A 21,337-nucleotide genomic window follows, 5' to 3' on the forward strand; every position below is an offset into this window, starting at 1 on the left:
GGGGCACTTGCACTTAGGCAGATGGACAAATACTCTTAGAGTGTAAATGTTTGCCGCGGTGGCAAGGTGTTAGAACAACAGAGAATATAATGATGCAGGACTTGCGTCTGATATTAATCATTGTTGGCGCGATAGCCATAATCGCCTTACTGGTTCATGGCCTGTGGACCAGCAGAAAAGAGCGTTCCTCGATTTTCCGGGATCGTCCGCTTCGACGTATGAAGTCCGGGCACGATGAGTTCGAGCCGGAAGCGGAGACCGACGAAGGCGTCGGCGAAGTTCGCGTGCGTCGGGTTCAGCCTGCGCAGCCGCAGGAGGAGCCACGCGATCAGGCGCCTCAGCACAACTATCAGCCGCCGTATGGCGCGCCGCAGCCGCGTCACCAGACGCAGCAACAGCCGGTGCAGCCAACGCCGCAGCCTGCAGCTCAGCCGCCGCAACAGCCGGTGCAACCAACGCCACAGCCGGTGCAGCCAGCAGCCCAGCCTCAGCAGCCCACAGTCCAGCCGCAGGCGCCGCAGCAACCTCAACAGCCGCAGCCGGAGGCAGCCGTTCAGGCTCCCCGTTCGCAGCCCGAACCGCAGCAGCAGCCTCAGCCGGCTGCGCAGCCTGAGCCAGAGGCGCCAGCCCCGGCTCCAGAGCCTGCCGCCCCGGCGCCGCGCAAAGAGGCGGTGATTGTCATGAACGTTGCCGCGCACGCCGGCAGCCAGCTTAACGGTGACGTGCTGCTTAACAGCATTCAGCAGGCGGGCTTCAAGTTCGGTGAAATGAATATTTTCCATCGTCATCTGAGTCCGGACGGCAGCGGCCCGGTACTGTTTAGTCTGGCCAATATGGTTAAACCCGGCTCTTTCGATCCGGAAACTATGAATGACTTTATGACGCCGGGCGTGACGATCTTTATGCAGGTTCCCTCCTATGGGGACGGGCTGCAAAACTTTAAGCTGATGCTGCAGTCGGCTCAGCACATTGCTGATGAAGTCGGTGGCGTGGTGCTTGACGATCAGCGTCGGATGATGACGCCTCAGAAGCTGCGTGAATACCAGGACACGATTCGCGAAGTGCTGGGCGCTCAGTCCTGACGCTTCCACGCTAATCTGTTTCCGCTTTCCCTGAACCCCCGCTTGCCGGGGGTTTTTTATCGTTGATGGTGCGATATGGACTCTATAGAAAACAAACTGACCCAGCTGCGAACCACGCTTCGCCATCATGAATATCTCTACCACGTGCTGGATGCGCCGGAGGTGCCGGACGCTGAATACGATCGCCTGATGCGCGAACTGAGGGCGCTGGAAGAGGCTCACCCTGAACTGGTGACGCCAGACTCGCCCACTCAGCGGGTGGGGGCCGCACCACTCAGTGCGTTTACCCAGGTACGTCATGAAGTGCCGATGCTTTCGCTGGACAACGTCTTCGATGAAGAGAGCTGGCGGGCATTTTATAAGCGTATTCAGGATCGACTGAAGAATAGCGATGAGATCACCTTTTGCTGCGAACTTAAGCTTGATGGCCTGGCGGTTAGCCTGCTGTATGAAGAGGGAGTTCTGACTCGAGCCTCTACTCGCGGTGACGGTACGACCGGTGAGAATATCACCAGCAACGTGCGAACCATCCGCGCGATTCCGCTGCGCCTGCAGGGGGACAATATCCCCAGCCGGGTTGAAGTCCGCGGCGAGGTGTTTCTACCTCAGGCGGGGTTCGAGAAGATTAACGAGGAAGCGCGACGCACCGGCGGTAAGGTTTTCGCTAACCCGCGTAATGCGGCAGCAGGCTCTTTGCGCCAGCTGGATCCGCGCGTTACCGCGAAGCGACCGCTTACTTTCTTCTGCTACGGCGTCGGCCTGCTGGAAGGCGGCAGCTTGCCGGAAAGTCATATTGAGCGGCTACGGCAGTTTAAAGTCTGGGGTCTGCCGGTGAGCGACCGCGTACGGCTGTGCAGCGGCGAACAGGCGGTGCTCGATTATTACCGACAGGTAGAGCAGGATCGCGAAACGTTGGGCTTCGATATTGATGGCGTGGTGATTAAGGTCGACTCGCTGCCAATTCAGGAACAGCTGGGTTATGTAGCGCGGGCGCCGCGCTGGGCCGTTGCGTTTAAATTCCCGGCTCAGGAGCAGATGACCAGGGTTCGCGACGTGGAGTTTCAGGTGGGGCGTACTGGTGCGATTACGCCCGTCGCGCGCCTGGAGCCGGTACAGGTCGCTGGCGTGATGGTGAGCAATGCCACGTTGCATAACGCCGATGAGATAGAGCGTTTGGGGCTACGCATTGGCGATACCGTGGTGATTCGCCGGGCGGGTGACGTGATTCCCCAGGTGGTAAGCGTGGTAACCTCTGAGCGCCCTGACGATGCCCGTGAGGTGGTCTTTCCGGAGCACTGCCCGGTTTGTGGCTCAGAGGTGGAGCGGGTGGAAGGCGAAGCGGTGGCACGTTGCACCGGTGGGCTTATCTGCGGCGCTCAGCGCAAAGAGGCGTTGTGGCACTTTGTTTCTCGTCGGGCCATGGATGTCGACGGTATGGGCGTGAAAATTATCGATCAACTGGTGGATAAAGAGTATGTCAAAACGCCGGCGGATCTGTTCCGGCTCAGCGCGGGTTTGTTGACTGGCCTGGATCGCATGGGGCCGAAATCGGCGCAGAACCTGGTTAACGCGCTCGAGAAATCGAAACAGACCACCTTCGCCCGTTTCCTCTATGCCCTGGGGATTCGTGAAGTGGGCGAAGCCACGGCAGCCGGGTTGGCGGCTCATTACGGCACCCTTGACGCGCTGATGGCGGCGAGCGTGGAAGATCTCCAGCAAGTGCCGGATGTCGGCGTAGTGGTCGCGAGCCACGTGCACAACTTCTTCGAAGAAGAGAGCAACCGGGAGGTTATTCGCCAGCTGACGGAAGATGTGGGTATTCACTGGCCTGCGCCGGTGGTGGTTCGGGCTGAAGAGATAGATAGCCCGTTTGCCGGAAAAACCGTGGTACTGACTGGCTCTTTGAGCCAGATGTCACGGGACGACGCCAAAGCGCGTCTGACGGAGCTGGGAGCGAAAGTCAGCGGCAGCGTATCGAAGAAAACCGACCTGGTGATTGCCGGCGAAGCCGCGGGCTCTAAGCTTGCAAAGGCGCAGGAGCTGGGCATTGAGGTTATCGATGAGGCGGAGATGCTACGCCTGCTGGGAGAATAATTAATGGACAAAGAGCGCCTGATAGAGATAGCCAATACCATCATGCCTTTCGGGAAGTATCAGGGCAGGGCATTGATTGACCTGCCGGAAGAGTATCTGCTGTGGTTTTCCCGCAAAGGGGAATTTCCGAACGGCCATCTTGGCGAACTGATGGCGCTGACGCTGCTGATTAAGGTTGAGGGGCTGGAGCATCTGGTCCGCCCCCTTAAGCGCCAGTAGCGCTGTTATCCCTTCTGCGTGGCCTGGATGGCGCCGCTTTCCAGCTGGCGCCGCCGGTAGCGCTGCGCCAGCATGGCGCAGACCATCAACTGAATCTGGTGGAAAATCATCAGCGGCAGCACCATCATCCCCACCGCCTGTACCGGAAACAGAATGTTGGCCATGGGTATTCCGTTCGCCAGGCTCTTTTTCGAACCGCAAAACACAATGGTGATTTCGTCCGCCTTGTTGAAACCGGCACACCGGGCCACCAGGGTATTAATTGCCAGTACAATCGCCAGCAGAACAATACTCGCCAGCACAATAAAGCCCAGCGCGCCGATCCCCACCTGGCTCCAGATACCGTTGTTTACGGCTTCGCTAAAGGCGGTGTACACCACCAGCAGAATTGAGGTCTGATCGGTTTTACCGATCCATTTACGATGGCGAGCCACCCAGTTTGCGGTCCAGGGCCGCGACAGGTGACCGAGCACGAAGGGCAGCAGCAGTTGCAGCATAATAGCACCGACCTGGCGCAGGCTGTCGTGACTGGCGCCGCCGCCGGTATGCATCAGCAGGCTTACCAGCAATGGCGACAGGAAAATCCCCAGCAGGCTGGAGGCGGAAGCGGAACAGACCGCTGCCGCCACGTTACCGCCCGCCAGGGAAGTGAAGGCGATGGCCGACTGTACGGTGGCCGGCAGAATGCACAGGTAAAGAAATCCGGAATAGATTTCCGGGCTAACGTTCACCGGCGCCCACCATGTGAACAGCACACCCAGGGCCGGAAACAGGATAAAAGTGCTGCACATCACCCACAGATGCAGACGCCAGTGGCTGCCGCCAGCCACCAGCGCTTCGCGCGAAAGTTTGGCGCCGTGCATAAAAAACAGCAGCGCGATGGCGGCGGTGGTCAGCCAGGAGAAATAATCGACAAAGACGCCGCGGGCCGGAAGAAACGAGGCCAGCAGTACGGTTGCGATGAGGGTCAGGGTAAAGGGATCGAAAATTCGTAGCAGTTTCATAACATCACCTGTGATCTTTTCTTTGTTATTGTGCAAAGGGTTATTTAATAAATAAAATTGATTTATTTCATCTATACATGAAGGTTTTCGATGAATTATTCGCTGAAACAGCTTCGCGTCTTTGTCGCCGTCGCCCGGGTCGGGAGTTTCAGTCGGGCCGGGCAGCGCATCGGCCTGAGCCAGTCTGCCGTCAGCCACAGCATTAAAGAGCTGGAAGAAACGCTGGGCGTGCGGTTGTTGGATCGTACGACTCGCGAGGTGACGCTGACCGTCGCCGGGCAGCAGCTTGCTGTACGTCTGGAAAGGGTGCTGGACGAGCTTAACAATACGCTGCTGGATGCCCGCAGCACAGGCCAGCAATTGAGCGGCACCGTCAGAGTCGCCGCCAGTCAGACGCTGTCAGCGCACCTGATGCCGCAGTCTATCGCCTGTTGCCAGCAGCGCTATCCGGCGATCCGCTTTGTTCTGCACGACCGCCCTCAACACTGGGTTATGGAAAGCATTCGCAGTGGCGAAGTGGATTTCGGTATGGTAATTGACCCGATTCAGGCAACGGATCTCGATGGTGAAACGGTGCTCGCGGAGCCTTTTCTGCTGCTGTGTCGCAGCGACCATCCGCTGGCGGCTCAGGAACAGGTATCCTGGCAGGCGCTGAATGGCGCCGATCTGGTGTTGCAGGATTACGCCTCGGGCAGTCGGGCGTTGATTGATGAGGCCCTGGCCTGCCAGGGAATAGAAGCCAGTATCGTTCAGCAGATCGGCCATCCGGCTACGCTATTTCCTATGGTGGAGGCTGGAATCGGCATTAGCGTGCTTCCGGCACTGGCATTGCCGTTGCCGGAAAGTCGGCCGTTGGTGGTCAGAAAGCTGGTGCCGACTGTGCAACGCCAGTTGATGCTGATGCGGCGAAAAAATCGTTCGCTTTCCGGTGCCGCCCGGGCGGTATGGGAGGTGGTGGCGGAACAGGCGCGTCTGCTGAATGAAGCGCGTAAAGGTGATTCGCTGTTTGAATAATGGAGAGGGAAGGGCGGAAAAGCAAAAAGGCGCCTTTAGGGCGCCTTTTCACAATGGTGGGTCGTGCAGGGCTCGAACCTGCGACCAATTGATTAAAAGTCAACTGCTCTACCAACTGAGCTAACGACCCGAAGTGGTGGGTGATGACGGGATCGAACCGCCGACCCCCTCCTTGTAAGGGAGGTGCTCTCCCGGCTGAGCTAATCACCCACTTCGGTACTTCTGTATAACACCGGTTTTACTCACCGGCAAGAAAAGCCAGACTAAAAGAGTTTGGTGGGTGATGACGGGATCGAACCGCCGACCCCCTCCTTGTAAGGGAGGTGCTCTCCCGGCTGAGCTAATCACCCGGACTCTTCAAACTGCTCTTCTACACTGCGGGCCACTATAGATAGTGGTGGGTGATGACGGGTTCGAACCGCCGACCCCCTCCTTGTAAGGGAGGTGCTCTCCCAGCTGAGCTAATCACCCCCGCTGTGTGGAGCCGCATTATAGGGATAGCGGAAAATGAGTCAACGCATTTTCCAAAGTTTTTGTTTATTCGTCGTAAAATTAAACAAAGCGCTGTTGGATTGCCCGCTGCGGGGAAATTTTGCGGCGATTTTAACTCTCCGGTCGACGACTGTCCGCGCCGACATTGAGGAATCGCCCCACGGTGGTAGAATGTTGCCCACTTTATTTTTCCTGGCTTGCCGGCTTCCGGCACTTTTATACGTAATTAAGGCCGCTTAATGAAAATCAAAACCCGCTTCGCGCCCAGCCCGACTGGCTATCTGCACGTCGGTGGCGCTCGTACTGCACTCTATTCATGGCTGTTTGCCCGCAATCACGGCGGCGAGTTTGTGCTGCGTATCGAAGATACCGACCTGGAGCGTTCAACCCAGCAGGCAATCGACGCCATTATGGATGGCATGAACTGGCTGGGTCTGGACTGGGATGAAGGTCCTTATTTCCAGACCAAACGTTTCGAACGCTATAACGCAGCCATCGACGAGATGCTGGAGGCGGGAACTGCCTATAAGTGTTATTGTTCGAAGGAGCGACTGGAAAAGCTGCGCGAAGATCAGATGGCGAAAGGCGAAAAGCCGCGCTATGACGGGCGCTGTCGGCATGACCATAGCCATCACGACGCCAGTGAACCTTGTGTGGTGCGTTTCGCCAACCCGCAGGAAGGCTCCGTGATCTTTAACGATCTGATCCGCGGCCCCATCGAGTTCAGCAACCAGGAGCTGGACGATCTGATCATTCGCCGTACCGACGGCTCTCCGACCTACAACTTCTGTGTGGTCGTGGACGACTGGGATATGGAGATTACCCACGTGGTACGTGGTGAAGACCATATCAACAACACGCCACGTCAGATCAACATCCTGAAAGCGCTGAATGCGCCGGTACCGGAATACGCCCACGTTTCCATGATCCTGGGCGACGATGGCAAGAAGCTGTCCAAGCGCCACGGCGCGGTGAGCGTAATGCAGTATCGCGACGACGGCTACCTGCCGGAAGCGCTGCTCAACTACCTGGTCCGTTTGGGCTGGTCCCACGGCGATCAGGAAGTCTTCTCGATCGAGGAAATGAAGCAGTTGTTTACCCTGGAAGCGGTCAGTAAATCTGCCAGCGCCTTCAATACTGATAAGCTGCTGTGGCTGAACCACCATTATATTAACCACATGGACCCGAACTATGTGGCTACCCATCTGCAGTGGCATATCGAGCAGGAGAAGATCGATACCCGCAACGGCCCTCAACTCTCTGAGCTGGTGACGCTGCTGGGCGAGCGCTGCAAAACGCTGAAAGAGATGGCGGCCAGCTGCCGTTATTTCTACGAAGATTTTGCCGAGTTTGACGCCGATGCGGCGAAGAAACATCTGCGGCCGGTCGCTCGTCAGCCACTGGAAGTGGTACGCGACAAGCTGCAGGCTATCACCGAGTGGAATGCGCACAATATCCATGAAGCTATCCAGGCGACGGCCGATGAACTGGAAGTGGGTATGGGTAAGGTAGGGATGCCGCTACGCGTGGCTGTAACCGGCGCAGGCCAGTCGCCTGCGCTGGATGTGACGGTAAACGCTATCGGTCAATCTCGCAGTGTGGAGCGTATCAATAAGGCTCTGGAATTTATCCAGGCACGCGAACAGGCGTAATCGCTGTAAATCGCTCCTTTCGCAAGGAAGGAGCGATGATTATTTTCCCGCCAGACGTCGGAAAATCCCGGAAATACCCTCCCTGTGTAAAAGCGTCGTTAACGCTTGCCGCTCTTCTTCCGTTAGCTGACGCAGGGCCTCAAGCCACAGAATTTCGAGCGTGTTTTCGACGCTGGCGTATTGCGCAGGCGTTTCGGCCGCGCCTTTTTGCATGCGCTGGCGCATCAGCGGCGTATTCAGCAGAAAGCGTCGCACATCGGCATCGATGTGTACCACATGGGCGCGACCGCCTTTAACGCCGTGCAGCGGCGTGGTCAGCCAGCCGAAGCGGTGGATCCAGCGATTTATAGCCTGTGGCGTGTAGCCTGTCAGCTGTGCCAGCTCTTTTGGGGTCATTTTATTTTTAAAGGTGATCATCCGTATTCATCAGGACAGATGCTAAGTCGGGTTAGCAAGCCGCTGATGCCTTCACGCAATAATAGTGAGGTGAGTTGTTTCTGCTCCGCCGCATTCATCTCTCTGACGGCATTGAGCAGCAGGTTTTCCAGCGAAGTTTCTCCCGTCTGATAGGCAGCGTTGCCGTCGGCGGCGCTGCACTGTGTGCTGAGGATAAATTCGCGCACTCGCTCATCAACGTGAATCAGTCGAGCCTTGCCGCCCTGAATACCGGGGCGGGGCGAAGTCGTCCAGTGTTCTCTGCGCACCCATTTATTGATTGTCTGGCGGCTGTAGCCGGTTAGTGCCGCCAGTTCGTCCGGCGTCATTCTTTCCTTGAACATATTGTTACCATCCTGGTTCGTTTTTAGTTGATCAGTTTACGTCATCATATTACGTGAATCCGTGACGGGATTAACTAACGTTTGGTTAAAATGCGAACCATTACGAAGGATTTGCTGCCTTTTTCAACGGTTGTTCGGAGAGAGTGAAAATAGCGTTGACACCGGGAAGGGGAATTCATATTATGCCGCCCGTCGAGACGACAACTCGTTTACGAAGGGGCTATAGCTCAGCTGGGAGAGCGCCTGCATGGCATGCAGGAGGTCAGCGGTTCGATCCCGCTTAGCTCCACCAAACCTTACCCACAAGGTTTGCGTGTAAAACGATACGACTCGGGGCTATAGCTCAGCTGGGAGAGCGCCTGCATGGCATGCAGGAGGTCAGCGGTTCGATCCCGCTTAGCTCCACCAGATACCGAACCCCCGCTGTTACAGCGGGGGTTTTTTTATGCCCGCCTAAGAATAATCTTAATCGAAGCAGCAAAATAATCACGCTTATTCTGACAGCTCAACCTTCATATTATGCCTTATGCCTGACGGTTGAATCTCCCGGAAATATGGGAGGATCGCCGCAATTTCCTGCCTGATTACTCTTATTTGATGCCTTTATCTACAATTAATCCTTCACTATTTGGTAAAAGCGTATGGGTTTCTGTCAGGATTCTGAATTGCATGTCAGGCAGGGTAAAAAAGGGCTGAACGCCCTGCTTTTCTTGCCTGGCCTTGCGAACAAACCTATTATTCTGAAGCAGCCAGCCCGGCTACAGATCAAAGAGCGATTAGGTTAAATGAAAGGATATTTCACGCCAGCGATAAGGAAATTCGCGATTTCACTGGCGCTTTTTTTAATGCTGCTACCGCTGTCGCGGGCGGTTTCGCCCAGGGCCATCATTGAAGGTAACGATATCTTCCTGGTCTGGATGCCCCTGAGCGTCATTATCGCCATGCTCTATCTGTTTGGGCGAGCGGCGGTTCCATCGCTGCTTATTGCCCTGCTGCTGTTTTTCCCCGTGAAGTTTCATCTGACCCTGACGCAACTGTTGGTCTTTGTCGGCTGTGTGACGTTACCGGTATTGGTGGCCTGCGCGGCGCTGCGAACCATGTTGGGGCGGCGCTGGCGCTTTGCCGTACCGCTTACCAGCCTGGGAATACGGCTGTTCTGGCTCGGTTTCTTCGCCCCCTGTGTGGTGAAGCTAAGCATGTATATGGCTGGCAGATTGATAACGTTCCCGCCCGAGTTGAACCATTATTTTGGCAACAGTGCTTCGCTGATTTTCTCCATTGTCGATATTCTGGGGCTGATTTCAGCTGCGCTACTGTTTTCCCGTTTATTCTATTATCCGCTGCGTATGCTGCTTAATCCGCGTTTTGCGCGGACTTTCTGGCGAACCAGCATTCGGCCGCTACTGGAGACAGGGAAGCGCGGCTGGTCGCTGGGATGGCTAACGCTGTTGGCGACCTTCCTGATCGTCGTGTGCTGGCGTACCGAAACTCTCCTTATCTCCGGTTATCTGGTTCCGCTGATATTTATCATCTTCACTATTGGTATTCGCTTGGTGAATCAGGCATTGATGCACCTGTTGTGGGCATTTTCAGCCTGGCTGTTACTAACCTTTAACGCTAATTTTCTCTCGGGCGTTACCAGAGGGATACCCCTGTCGTTTATTCTGTCGGTGTTTATTTCGTTTACCGTCTGCCTGTTCTATATGACGGCTATCTATCGCAAAAGTGAGTGGATACAGCGCAGCTATTATAATCAGTCGGAAACCGATCCCCTGACCCAACTCCCCAACCTGAGAGCGCTGGAGCGTCATCTGGTGGCTTACCCCCAGGGAGCGTTATGCTGTCTGCAGATGTCCAACCTGGAGTTTCTTAGCCGCCATTACGGCATTGTGATGCGTATTCACTGTAAGCGTACGATCAACCAGGCGTTACAGCCCTGGCTGTATAAAGGCGAGCGGGTGTTCCAGATTCCGGGCTGTGAACTGTTGCTGTTTCTGCGTGGGCCAGAGATTCAGGCGCGGCTTAGCCATATGGTCGATATGCTGAGCAGCAAAAAAATTTACTGGCATGGCCATGAGATAGACATTGAATATGGCGCATCCTGGGGCGTGGTGAATCATATCCAGTCGGACGATCTCCAGCAGCGGCTGGGGCAGTTGAGCTGGCTGGCGGAACAGGCCTGCGCTGATAATCAGGTTCAGTCGATGGACGACAGCGAACAGGAGATGCTGCTGGATCAGAGTTCAGAGCGGGTCTATCTGCTGCGCCAGGTTACACGGGCACTGGATGAAGGGCGGCTTCAGCTCTATGCCCAGCCCATTAAGGATCGTCATGACAGGGGCTATCGGGAAATTCTGTGCCGCATTTTCGACGATAACGGTCAGATGATTATGCCGGAGCGTTTTATTCCCGTGGTGGCAGAATTTAATCTCAGCGCTCGTTTCGATATGCAGATTATGACTCAGATGCTGGAGTGGTTGCGTTGTCACCCGTCGCCTCAGCCCGGCACGCGTTTTTCGGTCAACCTGATGCCGCTGACCCTGATGCAGAAGGAAATTGCGACCGACATCATCAGGTTATTTGAGGATTATGGTATCGAGGCTCAAGCCGTCATTATTGAGGTGACGGAAGCGCAGGCGTTCTCTGATGACGGCGTCAGCCATAAAAATATCGCGCAGTTGCGCAATCACGGATTCAGAATCGCTATCGACGACTTCGGTACCGGATACGCCAATTACGGGCGTCTTAAAGAGCTGGATGCGGATATCATCAAAATAGACGGCTGCTTTGTGCGTGATATTCTCAACGGCCCGATGGATGCGATGATTGTCCGCTCCATTTGCGAGATGGCCCGGGCCAAGTCGATGACGGTTGTCGCTGAATTTGTGGAAAACAGCAGGCAGCGTGAGCTGCTGCTGTTACTGGGAGTGGACTACCTGCAGGGCTGGCTGATAGGCAAGCCGGTACCGCTGGAGGCATAAACAAGGTTCATCGCGGATTGGCGTGAAGCTGAAGTGACCGGCGGCGGCCCTGGCTTCCGGGTGAGTATGTGGCGCAGGAGAAGGTTCCGTTCACCTTAAGGATATTTTTATATGTCGGTTGCGGAACTGGTGAATCAGCAGAGAAGCAATCACTCAAAGTGAACGGAACAGCCCACCGCATCGTCATATTCTGCCGCTTTTGTTTTCGCTTTCTAACACTCCACGCTAACCCGCGATGAACCTAAAAAACCTCCCTGGGGAGGTTTTTTATCAGGCGCTACGTTACAGCACCAGCGCCGCAATAGAAGCAGAAAGTACGCTTACCAGAGTCGAGCCGTAAACCAGCTTCAGGCCAAAGCGGGAAACCACGTTACCCTGTTCTTCGTTCAGCCCTTTAATCGCGCCAGCGATTATCCCGATGGAGGAAAAGTTGGCAAACGAGACCAGAAATACCGAAAGAATGCCTTCGGCGCGCGGTGACAGATTATCGGCCACTTTCTGCAACTCCATCATGGCGACAAACTCGTTGGAAACCAGTTTGGTAGCCATAATGCTGCCAGCCTGAAGCGCTTCGCTGGCCGGAACCCCCATCATCCAGGCAACCGGCCAGAAGATGTAGCCCAGAATACCCTGGAAGGAAATGCCCAGTACCGCGGCAAACAGCGCATTCAGGGCGGAGATCAGCGCGATAAAACCGATCAGCATCGCGGCGACGATAATCGCGACCTTAAAGCCCGCCAGAATATATTCCCCCAGCATCTCGAAGAAGCTTTGCCCGGCATGCAAATTGCTCATTTGCAGGTTTTCATCGCTGCCTTCCACGCGATAGGGATTGATGATAGACAGGACAATAAAAGTGCTGAACATATTCAGAACCAGCGCAGCGACCACATACTGTGGCTCAAGCATGGTCATATAGGCGCCGACGATCGACATAGATACTGTGGACATTGCCGTCGCGGCCATGGTGTACATGCGGTTGCGTGACATCTTGCCCAGTATGTCCTTATAGGCGATAAAGTTTTCCGACTGCCCCAGAATCAGCGAGCTCACCGCGTTAAAGGATTCCAGACGCCCCATGCCGTTCACTTTCGAAAGCAGGGTACCGATAAAGCGGATAACGACGGGCAATACCCGAATATGCTGCAGAATGCCGATAAGCGCTGAAATAAAGATGATGGGGCACAGCACTTTCAGAAAGAAGAAAGCCAGTCCCTCGTCGTTCATTTTGCCAAAGACAAAGTCAGTGCCTTCACTGGCGAAGCCCAGCAGTTTCTCGAACATTGCTGAGAATCCCTTCACAAACCCAAGTCCTGCCTCCGAATGCAGGAAGAACCAGGCCAGCACAACTTCAATGACGAGTAGCTGGATGACGTAACGAATGCGGATTTGTTTCCGATCGTGGCTAACCAGCAGCGCGAGCAGTGCAACTACGGCAATCGCCAGAATAAAGTGCAGAACGCGGAACATGTTGGCTCCAAATTATGATGAAGGTTTAATTTCGGCGCACATTCTATGAAACACAGAATAATAAAACGAGATAAAAGTCACATTATGCTGACATGGGTTACGCACTAACCTCAATCCAGGGTCAACCCCTGTTATGTAATGTTAATTAAAACAGTGAAACGTTATGTAGTTCTGATAGAATGATCATAAGACCGCTGATTTTTCATTCGATGACATTTATCTATCAGCGTAGTCGTCCAAACCCCGCCTTTCATTGTTTTCAGCTATCACAACGATCGGGAATCCCCCAATTAAATGCACTTGATAATCATTCGCATTTTGGTAGCATGAAACATAGCAAAGGCTATATTTCTGAGGCAGAGATGACAAACAGTCGCATAGAAGCTAATACAGGGCGGGCGGCACGTAAGCTAAGACTGGCGCTGATGGGGCCAGCGTTTATTGCGGCTATCGGTTATATCGATCCTGGTAACTTCGCTACCAATATTCAGGCTGGTGCCAGTTTTGGCTATCAGTTGCTGTGGGTGGTGGTCTGGGCCAACCTGATGGCGATGCTGATTCAGATCCTGTCGGCAAAACTGGGTATTGCCACCGGTAAAAACCTGGCTGAGCACATTCGCGATCGTTATCCGCGTCCGCTGGTCTGGTTCTGGTGGATTCAGGCGGAAGTTATCGCCATGGCGACCGATCTGGCGGAATTCATTGGGGCCGCGGTGGGCTTTAAGCTGCTGCTGGGTATCTCTTTGCTGGAAGGGGCGGTGCTGACCGGTATCGCGACCTTTCTGATCCTGATGCTGCAACGCCGCGGGCAGAAGCCGCTGGAAAAAGTGATTGGCGCGCTGCTGCTGTTTGTGGCCGGCGCCTATATTGTGGAGCTTATCTTTTCACAACCGCATCTGCCGACGCTGGCGAAGGGGATGATTATACCCGGATTGCCGAACGGCGAAGCGGTCTTCCTGGCGGCCGGGGTACTGGGCGCCACCATTATGCCTCATGTTATCTACCTGCACTCTTCACTGACCCAGAACCTGCACGGCGGCACTAAACGCCAGCGCTATAGCGCCACCCGCTGGGACGTCGCCATCGCCATGACGATTGCCGGCTTCGTTAACCTGGCGATGATGGCGACTGCGGCGGCGGCATTCCATTTTAGCGGACACACCGGGGTGGCAGATCTGGATGAAGCCTATCTGACTCTGGAGCCGCTGCTCAGCCATGCGGCCGCGACTATTTTCGGTCTGAGCCTGGTGGCGGCGGGTCTGTCGTCTACGGTTGTAGGAACCCTGGCAGGCCAGGTGGTGATGCAGGGATTTGTGCGCTTTCATATTCCTCTGTGGCTGCGCAGGGCTATCACCATGGCGCCTTCGTTTGTGGTGATTCTGATGGGGCTGGACGCGACCCGCATTCTGGTGATGAGCCAGGTGCTGCTTAGCTTTGGTATCGCGCTGGCGCTGGTGCCGCTACTGGTGTTCACCAGCGACAAATCGCTGATGGGCGAACTGGTGAACAGCCGTTTGATTAAGCAGACTGGCTGGTTAATCGTCTCTGTGGTGGTGGCGCTGAATCTCTGGTTGCTGATTGGAATGGCGACGGGGAATTAAGCCTGTATTCCCCTCCGCCTCAGGAGGGGAGACATTAATGATGATGGCGGCCATGATGGCCGTGGCGACCATGATGACGATGCTCATGATGGTGATGACGGTAGTGGTGGCGTTCGTGATGACGATACTTTTTGTGACCGCGCCAGGCGCTGCGGTGATGCCAGCGCCCGTCATGCCAGCGCCAGTTACGATTCCAGTAATCGCGATCGCGCCAGCGGTGGCCGTCCCAGCGGTGGCCGTGGTGATCGTGATCGCCAATCTTTAGTTTTACCCCGGGTAACAGATAAATCTCTCCGGCGCTGGCGAACCACGGCGTGGCGGCCAGTAGCGCAGCGGCAAGAAACAACGACTTAAATTTCATACGAACTCCTTATAATCAGCCAGGTTTATTGGGTACCTGTTATGCCAATTTTAAGGAAAGGTAAGTGGGTGTTTCATCGCCGCGATTCTTAAATCCCGCGCCGGAGCATTTTTTGTAAAAGCCGCCGTTAAGCGGCCAGGATAGCCTCGATTTCGGCGCGCTCCTCGTCGCTAAACTGGCGCATTGCCAGCATTCCGACGGCATCTTCAATCTGGGCGACCTTACTGGCGCCAATCAGCACTGAAGTGACCAGATCGTCGCGCAGCACCCATGCCAGCGCCATTTGCGACAGTTTCTGACCGCGACGCTGCGCCACATCGTTCAGGCGACGGATGCGCGCCAGACTCTGGGGTGTGATCTGCTCTGGATTCAGGAACTTACTGGCGCTGGCGGCGCGTGAATCCTGCGGAATCCCGGTCAGATAGCGGTCAGTCAACAGTCCGCCAGCCAGTGGAGAGAAGGCGATACAGCCCACGCCGTTCTGCTTCAGGGTATCCAGTAGTCCGTTTTCTGGTTCACGTTCCAGCATTGAATATTTGGGCTGGTGGATTAAGCAGGGCGTACCCAGATCGCGCAGAATGGCGAACGCCTGGCGTGCCAGCTCCGGCGGATAGTTAGACAGGCCAACGTAGAGCGCCTTGCCCTGACGCACCAGATGATCGAGCGCGCCCATAGTCTCTTCCAGCGGCGTTTGCGGGTCTGGCCGGTGATGGTAGAAAATATCCACATACTCAAGTCCCATGCGCTTCAGGCTCTGGTTCAGACTCGCCACCAGATATTTGAGTGAACCCCAGTCGCCATAAGGGCCGTCCCACATGGTATAGCCTGCCTTGGATGAGATAATCATCTCATCACGCCACGGCGCGAAATCCGCCTTCAGCAATTCCCCGAAGTTGCGTTCCGCAGAGCCGGGAGGCGGCCCGTAATTATTCGCCAGATCGAAATGGGTGATGCCCAGATCGAAGGCGCGACGCAATAACTGGCGACTGTTGTCGAGTAGGGTGGTATCGCCGAAGTTGTGCCACAGTCCCAAAGAGACGGCGGGCAGCTTAAGACCGCTATTGCCGCAGCGGCGGTATTCCATCTGCTGGTAGCGGGTATGGCTGGCCTGATAGTTCATGGTCAAAGTCCTGTCCTGGTAACAAAGTTATCGTAGTGTATACGGTTACACTGGTCCCGTGGCAAGTAAGTAGTTGCTCTTATTGTGTGGAAATTTAACTTTCCATCATAGGATTATGGTATTTGCCTGGACAGAGGTGACGGCTATCTAATACTCAGAGCAGGTACTGACAGAGAAGGGAGCCACTATATGCCAACCCACTACAGCGTTGCCGATTATCTGCTGGATCGCCTTGCCGAATGCGGTATTGAACATTTGTTCGGGGTGCCTGGCGACTATAACCTCTTTTTTCTCGATCACGTTATTGATCACCGTACGATTCGCTGGACCGGTTGCGCCAACGAGTTGAATGCCGCCTACGCGGCCGACGGATACGCCCGTTGCCGCGGCGCCGGCGCGCTGGTCACCACCTTTGGGGTCGGGGAGCTCAGTGCTTTGAACGGGGTGGCGGGTAGCTATGCGGAGTACCTGCCGGTTGTCCATATCGTTGGGGCGCCGAAGCGTGAAGTTCAGCAGCGCGGTGCGCTGGTGCACCATACCCTGGGTGACGGAGACTTCCATCATTTTTCGCGAATCGGCGCTGAAATGGCGGCGGCCTGGAGCGTTCTGACGCCGCAAAACGCCTGTTCTGAAATCGATCGTGTTATTAGCGCAGCGTTGAGTGAGCGACGCCCGGTCTATCTGCTGCTGCCCTGTGATGTATCGGAGGCTCCCGCCATGCCGCCGGAGTCGGCGCTGGAGGTTGTGACGCATTTTGCCGCGCCAAAACGCCTGGAAGCGCTGCGTCTGAGCATCCAGTCGCTGCTGGATAATGCCCCGCGTGTGGCGCTGCTGGCGGATTTTCTGGTTCAGCGCTACGGGCTGGACGGCGAGTTGCGCAAATGGATGAGCGAAGCGCCGCTGCCTCATGCCACCACGCTGATGGGCAAAGGGTTGTTTGATGAAACCCAGCCGGGATTTATCGGTACCTGGAGTGGTGGCGGCAGCGCCCGAAGCGTACGTCAGACCATCGAAAGCGCCGATCTGACTATCTGTATCGGGGTACGCTTCACCGATACGGTGACCACGGGCTTCACTTACCGGCTGTCGGAGGAACACACCATCGATGTTCAGCCGGATGCTGTCAGAGTCGGGAAGCGCTGGTTCAGCGGGATTCCCATGGCACAGTCGGTAGAGATTATCCAGCAACTGTGCCGCCAGAATTTGCAGGGGCGTGAACTGGATGCGCCATCGCCGCCAGCGCTACCGACGTGTCGCGAAGGCGTGCTCGATCAGCATGCTTTGTGGCAGACGCTACAGGAGTTTATTCAGCCGGGCGATATCGTGCTGGCGGATCAGGGCACAGCCTCTTTCGGCGCCGCCGCGCTGCGTCTGCCCGGCGAGGTTAATTTTATCGTTCAGCCGCTATGGGGCTCGATAGGCTATACGCTACCCGCTGCTTTCGGCGCCCAGACCGCCTGTCCGGAGCGCCGGGTATTGCTGATTATCGGCGATGGCGCGGCGCAACTGACTATCCAGGAATTGGGGAGTATGCTGCGCGACGGCCAGCGGCCGATTATTCTGGTGCTGAATAACGACGGTTATACGGTGGAACGGGCGATTCACGGCGCACAACAGCGCTATAACGACATCGCCCGCTGGGACTGGACGCGGGTCCCCCAGGCGCTGTGCGTGGACTGCCCGGCCCAAAGCTGGCGGGTGACGGAACGGGTGCAGCTGGAAGGGGCTCTTAATAAGGCTGCTTCTTCGCAGCGATTGTCACTTATTGAAGCGGTATTGCCGCGTCAGGATGTGCCGGAACTGCTTAGCAGAGTGACCGATTCTCTGGGCTACACCAGGGAATCATGACTGTGGCTGAAACGTTTAAGGCGATAGTGTGACGGGGGTCAATATTCACAGGGCATCTGTGCTATGGTCATTGTTGTTGTCCGGGCTTGATTCTAGAGTATGGGCAGACTTTTCAGACTTAAGCGGAGTATCTGACCAATGACCAATTTCGCCCTTGTGGGAGACGTCGGCGGCACTAACGCACGTCTTGCGCTGTGTTGCCTGGATAACGGAGACATTTCCCGTACTAAAACGTATTCCGGGCTGGACTACCCCAGCCTGGAAGCCGTGGTGCGCGTCTATCTTGATGAGCAGAGCGATGTCAGCATTGATAAAGGCTGCATCGCCATTGCCTGCCCGGTCAACGGCGACTGGGTGGCGATGACCAACCATACCTGGGCCTTTTCAATAGCCGAAATGCGCAAAAATCTGGGCTTCAGCACCCTGGAGATTATCAATGACTTTACCGCGGTTTCGATGGCCATCCCGATGCTGAATCCGGAGCACCTGATCCAGTTTGGCGGCGACAAGCCTATCGAAGGGAAGCCCATTGCGGTCTATGGCGCCGGTACCGGGCTGGGGGTGGCTCATCTGGTGCATGTGGACAAACGCTGGATTAGCCTGCCCGGGGAAGGTGGACATGTGGATTTCGCGCCAAACAGCGAAGAGGAGGATATTATCCTTGAACAGCTGCGAGCCGAGATGGGGCACGTTTCCGCAGAGCGAGTGCTTTCCGGGCCTGGACTGGTCAACCTCTATCGCGCTATCGTTAAGGCCGACGGCCGGGTACCGGAAAACCTGCAGCCAAAGGATGTTACCGAACGGGCGCTGGACGATAGCTGTACCGATTGCCGTCGCGCGCTGTCGCTATTCTGCGTGATCATGGGGCGCTTTGGCGGTTCTCTGGCGCTGACGATGGGTACCTTCGGCGGTGTTTATATCGCAGGCGGGATAGTGCCACGCTTCCTGTCGTTCTTTCAGGCTTCGGGTTTTCGCGGCGGCTTTGAAGATAAAGGGCGCTTTAAGGACTGGGTCGAGGGTATTCCGGTTTATCTGATCACCCATGAGCAGCCGGGGCTGCTGGGCGCTGGTGCTCATCTGCGTCAGATTCTGGGGCAGGTGCTTTAATGCATTGCGCCTTTACAGGCGCATTAACTGGCGAAACGCTTTTACTCTGCTGCGGCTGACCGGCACCTGGAAATCGAGGTCGCGCAGTCGCAGTATATAAGTGTTATTAAACCAGGGTTCGATCTCGCGTATCTTACTGAGATTCACGCAGTAAGAGCGGTGGCAGCGGAAGAAGTGGCCTTCCGGCAGGCGGCTGCAAAACTCCGTGATATTGGTCGGCATAATGTAGGTTTCGCGCCGGGTGTAGACGAAAGTCATCTTTTCGTGGGCTTCGGCGTAGTAGATATCGTTAATATCGGTCACGATAATCCGTTCGTCTTTGATCAGATTGATCGTTGCGTTTTCGCGCGCTGCGCCGCCCTGTGGTTGATTCTGCTGCTGCCATGCATGCTGCAGTTTGTTCAGCATGTTGATAATGCGTGACTCTTCCCAGGGTTTAAGAATGTAGTCGAATGCTTCCAGTTCGAACGCTTCCACCGCGTGCTCTTTCCAGGCGGTAATAAAAACGATAAACGGTCGTTTGGCGAATTTGCTAATGTTCTGGGCCAGCAGCACACCATCCAGTGACGGGATGTTGATATCCAGAAAAATAGCGTCCACTTCGTGGTGCTGCAGGTATTTCAGTACGTCCAGCCCGTCGTCGAAAACGGCTGCGATCTCCATCTGGCTGTATTCTTTGATTAACCAGCTTAGCTCCTGCTGGGCCGGGACTTCATCCTCAACGATAATTACTTTCATGCGTCATCCTCCTGTTGCTGCATCGCACCGGCGTTGGGGACATAGAAGGCAATTTCGGTGCCCGGCTCCAGACGGCGAATATGCAACCCTTCGCCGTAAAGCAGCTTCACCCGGTGATGCACGTTCAGCAGTCCTATCTTGTTGCCCGGCATCTCATTGCTTGCCACCCGGGCGATGACCGACGGATCAATACCATGGCCGGTATCCCGTACCGCAATACGTACCCGGTTATCGCATTCGGTAATGCTGATGGTCACCACGCCTTTGCCTTTACAGGGCTGAATACCATGAACGATAGCGTTTTCCACCAGCGGCTGGATCAACAGGCTGGGGATCCGGCAGTCCACCTCTTCATCGATGTCGTAAATCACCGTCAACTTATCGCCAAATCGTGCCTGTTCAATAGCGATATAGTCTTTGATCTGGTACAGCTCGCGCTTGATATCGATGGGTTCGTCGTCATTTAGCTCGATGTTGTAGCGCAGATAGCGCGACAGGTTAAAAATCAGCTGGCGCGCGGTATCGGGATTCAGCCGAATCGACGACGAAATAGCGTTCAGGGCGTTAAACAGGAAGTGGGGATTTATCTTGCTCTGTAGCGCCCTTAGCTCTGCTTTATTGGCCATTTCTCGCAGCTGCTCGGTTCGGGAAACTTCCAACTGGGTAGAGATAATTTGCGACAGACCTACCGCCATTTCGCGTAGTGAAGAGGTGATCTGGTGGGCGTGGCAATAGTATATCTTCAGGGTGCCGGTCACTATGCCTTTCTCCCACAGGGGAATCACCAGCAGGGAGTGGATTTCCGGGGTACGCCAGGCTTCATCGTCGTTGCGGATAATGATCCGCCCGTAGCGAATGGCCTGGCGGGTCGTCGGGCTAATGTCATCCATGCGCCCATGATAGTTATCCTCACCGACGCCAGTGTAGGCCAGCACTTCAGAGGTATTTGTAATCGCCACCGCGTCGGCATTGATATCGCGTCGGATGATGTCGCAAATCTGACGTAACGCGTCGCCGTTAATATGACGAAACAGCGGCAGCGTCTTGTTAGCTATCTCCAGCGCCAGCTTGGCCTGACGCGCCGCGCTGGCCTCTTTTTCCCCCTCCACGCTCTGCACCAGCAGTACAATAAAGCCGATACAGACGCTGCCCAGAATCATGGGAATGCCGATCTTCGAGACGATATCCAGACCCAGCGCCATATCGGGAGCCAGCAGCACCACCAGAATCATGGTCAGGGTTTCACACAGCATGCCGGCGAGAATACCGGCGCGCCAGTGGCGTGATTTGGGAACGTGCAGGCTGATCCACCCGGAGACAAAGCCCGCCACGATACTGGTGATAAGACAGGGGACAGAGGTAATGCCGTCGATGTCTATCAGGTAGCGATGAATCCCGGCGATAAATCCGGTAATAATCCCCACCCAGGGGCCGAACAGAATACCGCCGGACATTACGGCGATAATACGCACATTCACCAGCGAGCCTTCCACCGGCACGCCTGACCAGGTACTGAACAGTGCGAACAGCGAAAACAGAACGGTGACCGCCAGCAGTTCTTTGGGGGTGTGGGCGCGCTTATGCAGCAACTGGCGGAACAGCCGGATGCGAATCAGGAAGAACAGGCAAATCAACATCAGGGCCGCGCGGTCAAATACCGCCAGCAGCATATTGAAAATATCGTGCACCAGGCGCTCGTAACATAAAGGGTGAGGGGCTATAGAATAAAAAATCCGGCGCGGAATCGCCAGCCAAAGACCTGTTGATGTAGGGGA

The 21,337-nt window shown here is 55.5% G+C and carries 17 protein-coding genes and 6 tRNA genes; 11 read left to right on the plus strand and 12 right to left on the minus strand.

The window, feature by feature from the left end; translation table 11 throughout:
* Positions 1 to 89: 89 nt before the first annotated feature.
* The 3 genes from zipA to V3W49_RS12500 all read left to right on the plus strand — a co-directional run bounded on the left by zipA (position 90) and on the right by V3W49_RS12500 (position 3,395).
* A complete protein-coding gene (gene zipA / locus V3W49_RS12490; protein ID WP_500145863.1) occupies positions 90 to 1,082 on the plus strand; it encodes a cell division protein ZipA in 993 nt (330 codons plus the stop codon).
* 75 nt (positions 1,083 to 1,157) lie between these two features.
* Positions 1,158 to 3,176, plus strand: coding sequence for an NAD-dependent DNA ligase LigA (ligA, locus tag V3W49_RS12495; RefSeq protein ID WP_500145864.1), 2,019 nt, complete (start codon positions 1,158 to 1,160; stop codon positions 3,174 to 3,176).
* Between the two features lie 3 nt (positions 3,177 to 3,179).
* On the plus strand, positions 3,180 to 3,395 hold the full coding sequence (locus tag V3W49_RS12500; RefSeq protein WP_500145866.1) for a DUF3820 family protein: 216 nt from the start codon (positions 3,180 to 3,182) through the stop codon (positions 3,393 to 3,395).
* Between the two features lie 5 nt (positions 3,396 to 3,400).
* On the opposite strand, the gene V3W49_RS12505 is transcribed toward V3W49_RS12500, so the two are convergent.
* On the minus strand, positions 3,401 to 4,399 hold the full coding sequence (locus V3W49_RS12505) for a bile acid:sodium symporter family protein (protein ID WP_500145867.1): 999 nt from the start codon (positions 4,397 to 4,399) through the stop codon (positions 3,401 to 3,403).
* Between the two features lie 90 nt (positions 4,400 to 4,489).
* On the opposite strand from V3W49_RS12505, the gene V3W49_RS12510 reads away from it, so the two are divergent.
* Positions 4,490 to 5,413, plus strand: coding sequence for a LysR family transcriptional regulator (locus V3W49_RS12510; RefSeq protein ID WP_500145868.1), 924 nt, complete (start codon positions 4,490 to 4,492; stop codon positions 5,411 to 5,413).
* A gap of 54 nt (positions 5,414 to 5,467) precedes the next feature.
* Here V3W49_RS12510 and V3W49_RS12515 read toward each other — a convergent pair.
* The 4 genes from V3W49_RS12515 to V3W49_RS12530 form a co-directional block, all read right to left on the minus strand.
* Positions 5,468 to 5,543: transfer RNA gene (locus V3W49_RS12515), tRNA-Lys, on the minus strand.
* A 4-nt stretch (positions 5,544 to 5,547) separates the two neighbouring features.
* Positions 5,548 to 5,623 (minus strand) — tRNA-Val (locus V3W49_RS12520).
* A 64-nt stretch (positions 5,624 to 5,687) separates the two neighbouring features.
* Positions 5,688 to 5,763, minus strand: a tRNA-Val gene (locus tag V3W49_RS12525).
* Positions 5,764 to 5,808: 45 nt separating this feature from the next.
* Positions 5,809 to 5,884 (minus strand) — tRNA-Val (locus V3W49_RS12530).
* Between the two features lie 260 nt (positions 5,885 to 6,144).
* Between V3W49_RS12530 and gltX the strand changes: the two genes are divergently transcribed.
* Entirely contained in the window at positions 6,145 to 7,557 is a 1,413-nt protein-coding gene (gene gltX / locus V3W49_RS12535; RefSeq protein ID WP_500145869.1) for a glutamate--tRNA ligase, read from the plus strand.
* Positions 7,558 to 7,596: 39 nt separating this feature from the next.
* Here the strand turns inward: gltX and V3W49_RS12540 are convergent, their stop codons facing one another.
* Both V3W49_RS12540 and V3W49_RS12545 read right to left on the minus strand, forming a co-directional pair.
* On the minus strand, positions 7,597 to 7,974 hold the full coding sequence (locus V3W49_RS12540) for a YfeC-like transcriptional regulator (RefSeq protein WP_500145870.1): 378 nt from the start codon (positions 7,972 to 7,974) through the stop codon (positions 7,597 to 7,599).
* Positions 7,971 to 8,336, minus strand: coding sequence for a YfeC-like transcriptional regulator (locus V3W49_RS12545; protein WP_500145872.1), 366 nt, complete (start codon positions 8,334 to 8,336; stop codon positions 7,971 to 7,973). The genes V3W49_RS12540 and V3W49_RS12545 overlap by 4 nt, the downstream gene beginning before the upstream one ends.
* Before the next feature lie 216 nt (positions 8,337 to 8,552).
* Between V3W49_RS12545 and V3W49_RS12550 the strand changes: the two genes are divergently transcribed.
* The 3 genes from V3W49_RS12550 to V3W49_RS12560 all read left to right on the plus strand — a co-directional run bounded on the left by V3W49_RS12550 (position 8,553) and on the right by V3W49_RS12560 (position 11,317).
* Positions 8,553 to 8,628, plus strand: a tRNA-Ala gene (locus V3W49_RS12550).
* Between the two features lie 40 nt (positions 8,629 to 8,668).
* Positions 8,669 to 8,744, plus strand: a tRNA-Ala gene (locus V3W49_RS12555).
* Positions 8,745 to 9,121: 377 nt separating this feature from the next.
* Positions 9,122 to 11,317, plus strand: a complete 2,196-nt coding sequence (locus tag V3W49_RS12560; RefSeq protein ID WP_500145874.1) for an EAL domain-containing protein — start codon at positions 9,122 to 9,124, stop codon at positions 11,315 to 11,317.
* A 282-nt stretch (positions 11,318 to 11,599) separates the two neighbouring features.
* Here the strand turns inward: V3W49_RS12560 and V3W49_RS12565 are convergent, their stop codons facing one another.
* Positions 11,600 to 12,787 carry a NupC/NupG family nucleoside CNT transporter gene (locus V3W49_RS12565; RefSeq protein WP_500145875.1) on the minus strand — a complete coding sequence of 396 codons (1,188 nt, stop codon included), beginning with the start codon at positions 12,785 to 12,787 and terminating at the stop codon, positions 11,600 to 11,602.
* A gap of 362 nt (positions 12,788 to 13,149) precedes the next feature.
* Here V3W49_RS12565 and V3W49_RS12570 point away from each other — a divergent pair, with 362 nt between their 5' ends.
* On the plus strand, positions 13,150 to 14,388 hold the full coding sequence (locus tag V3W49_RS12570) for an Nramp family divalent metal transporter (RefSeq protein ID WP_500145876.1): 1,239 nt from the start codon (positions 13,150 to 13,152) through the stop codon (positions 14,386 to 14,388).
* Positions 14,389 to 14,422: 34 nt separating this feature from the next.
* Here V3W49_RS12570 and V3W49_RS12575 read toward each other — a convergent pair whose 3' ends face one another.
* Both V3W49_RS12575 and mgrA read right to left on the minus strand, forming a co-directional pair.
* Positions 14,423 to 14,749, minus strand: coding sequence for a DUF2502 domain-containing protein (locus V3W49_RS12575; protein ID WP_500145878.1), 327 nt, complete (start codon positions 14,747 to 14,749; stop codon positions 14,423 to 14,425).
* 127 nt (positions 14,750 to 14,876) lie between these two features.
* On the minus strand, positions 14,877 to 15,869 hold the full coding sequence (gene mgrA / locus V3W49_RS12580) for an L-glyceraldehyde 3-phosphate reductase (RefSeq protein ID WP_500145941.1): 993 nt from the start codon (positions 15,867 to 15,869) through the stop codon (positions 14,877 to 14,879).
* A 189-nt stretch (positions 15,870 to 16,058) separates the two neighbouring features.
* Here mgrA and V3W49_RS12585 point away from each other — a divergent pair, with 189 nt between their 5' ends.
* Both V3W49_RS12585 and glk read left to right on the plus strand, forming a co-directional pair.
* Positions 16,059 to 17,717, plus strand: a complete 1,659-nt coding sequence (locus V3W49_RS12585) for an alpha-keto acid decarboxylase family protein (RefSeq protein ID WP_500145880.1) — start codon at positions 16,059 to 16,061, stop codon at positions 17,715 to 17,717.
* Between the two features lie 138 nt (positions 17,718 to 17,855).
* Positions 17,856 to 18,824 (plus strand): glucokinase, encoded by a 969-nt coding sequence (glk, locus tag V3W49_RS12590; protein WP_500145881.1) that lies wholly within the window; start codon positions 17,856 to 17,858, stop codon positions 18,822 to 18,824.
* A 12-nt stretch (positions 18,825 to 18,836) separates the two neighbouring features.
* On the opposite strand, the gene V3W49_RS12595 is transcribed toward glk, so the two are convergent.
* Together V3W49_RS12595 and V3W49_RS12600 are read right to left on the minus strand one after the other, a co-directional pair.
* Entirely contained in the window at positions 18,837 to 19,562 is a 726-nt protein-coding gene (locus V3W49_RS12595) for a LytR/AlgR family response regulator transcription factor (RefSeq protein ID WP_500145882.1), read from the minus strand.
* Positions 19,559 to 21,250 carry a LytS/YhcK type 5TM receptor domain-containing protein gene (locus V3W49_RS12600; protein ID WP_500145883.1) on the minus strand — a complete coding sequence of 564 codons (1,692 nt, stop codon included), beginning with the start codon at positions 21,248 to 21,250 and terminating at the stop codon, positions 19,559 to 19,561. The genes V3W49_RS12595 and V3W49_RS12600 overlap by 4 nt, the downstream gene beginning before the upstream one ends.
* Between the last annotated feature and the right edge of the window lie 87 nt (positions 21,251 to 21,337).

The sequence above is a fragment of the Rosenbergiella sp. YN46 genome, assembly GCF_036620675.1.
Lineage (GTDB): Bacteria > Pseudomonadota > Gammaproteobacteria > Enterobacterales > Enterobacteriaceae > Jejubacter.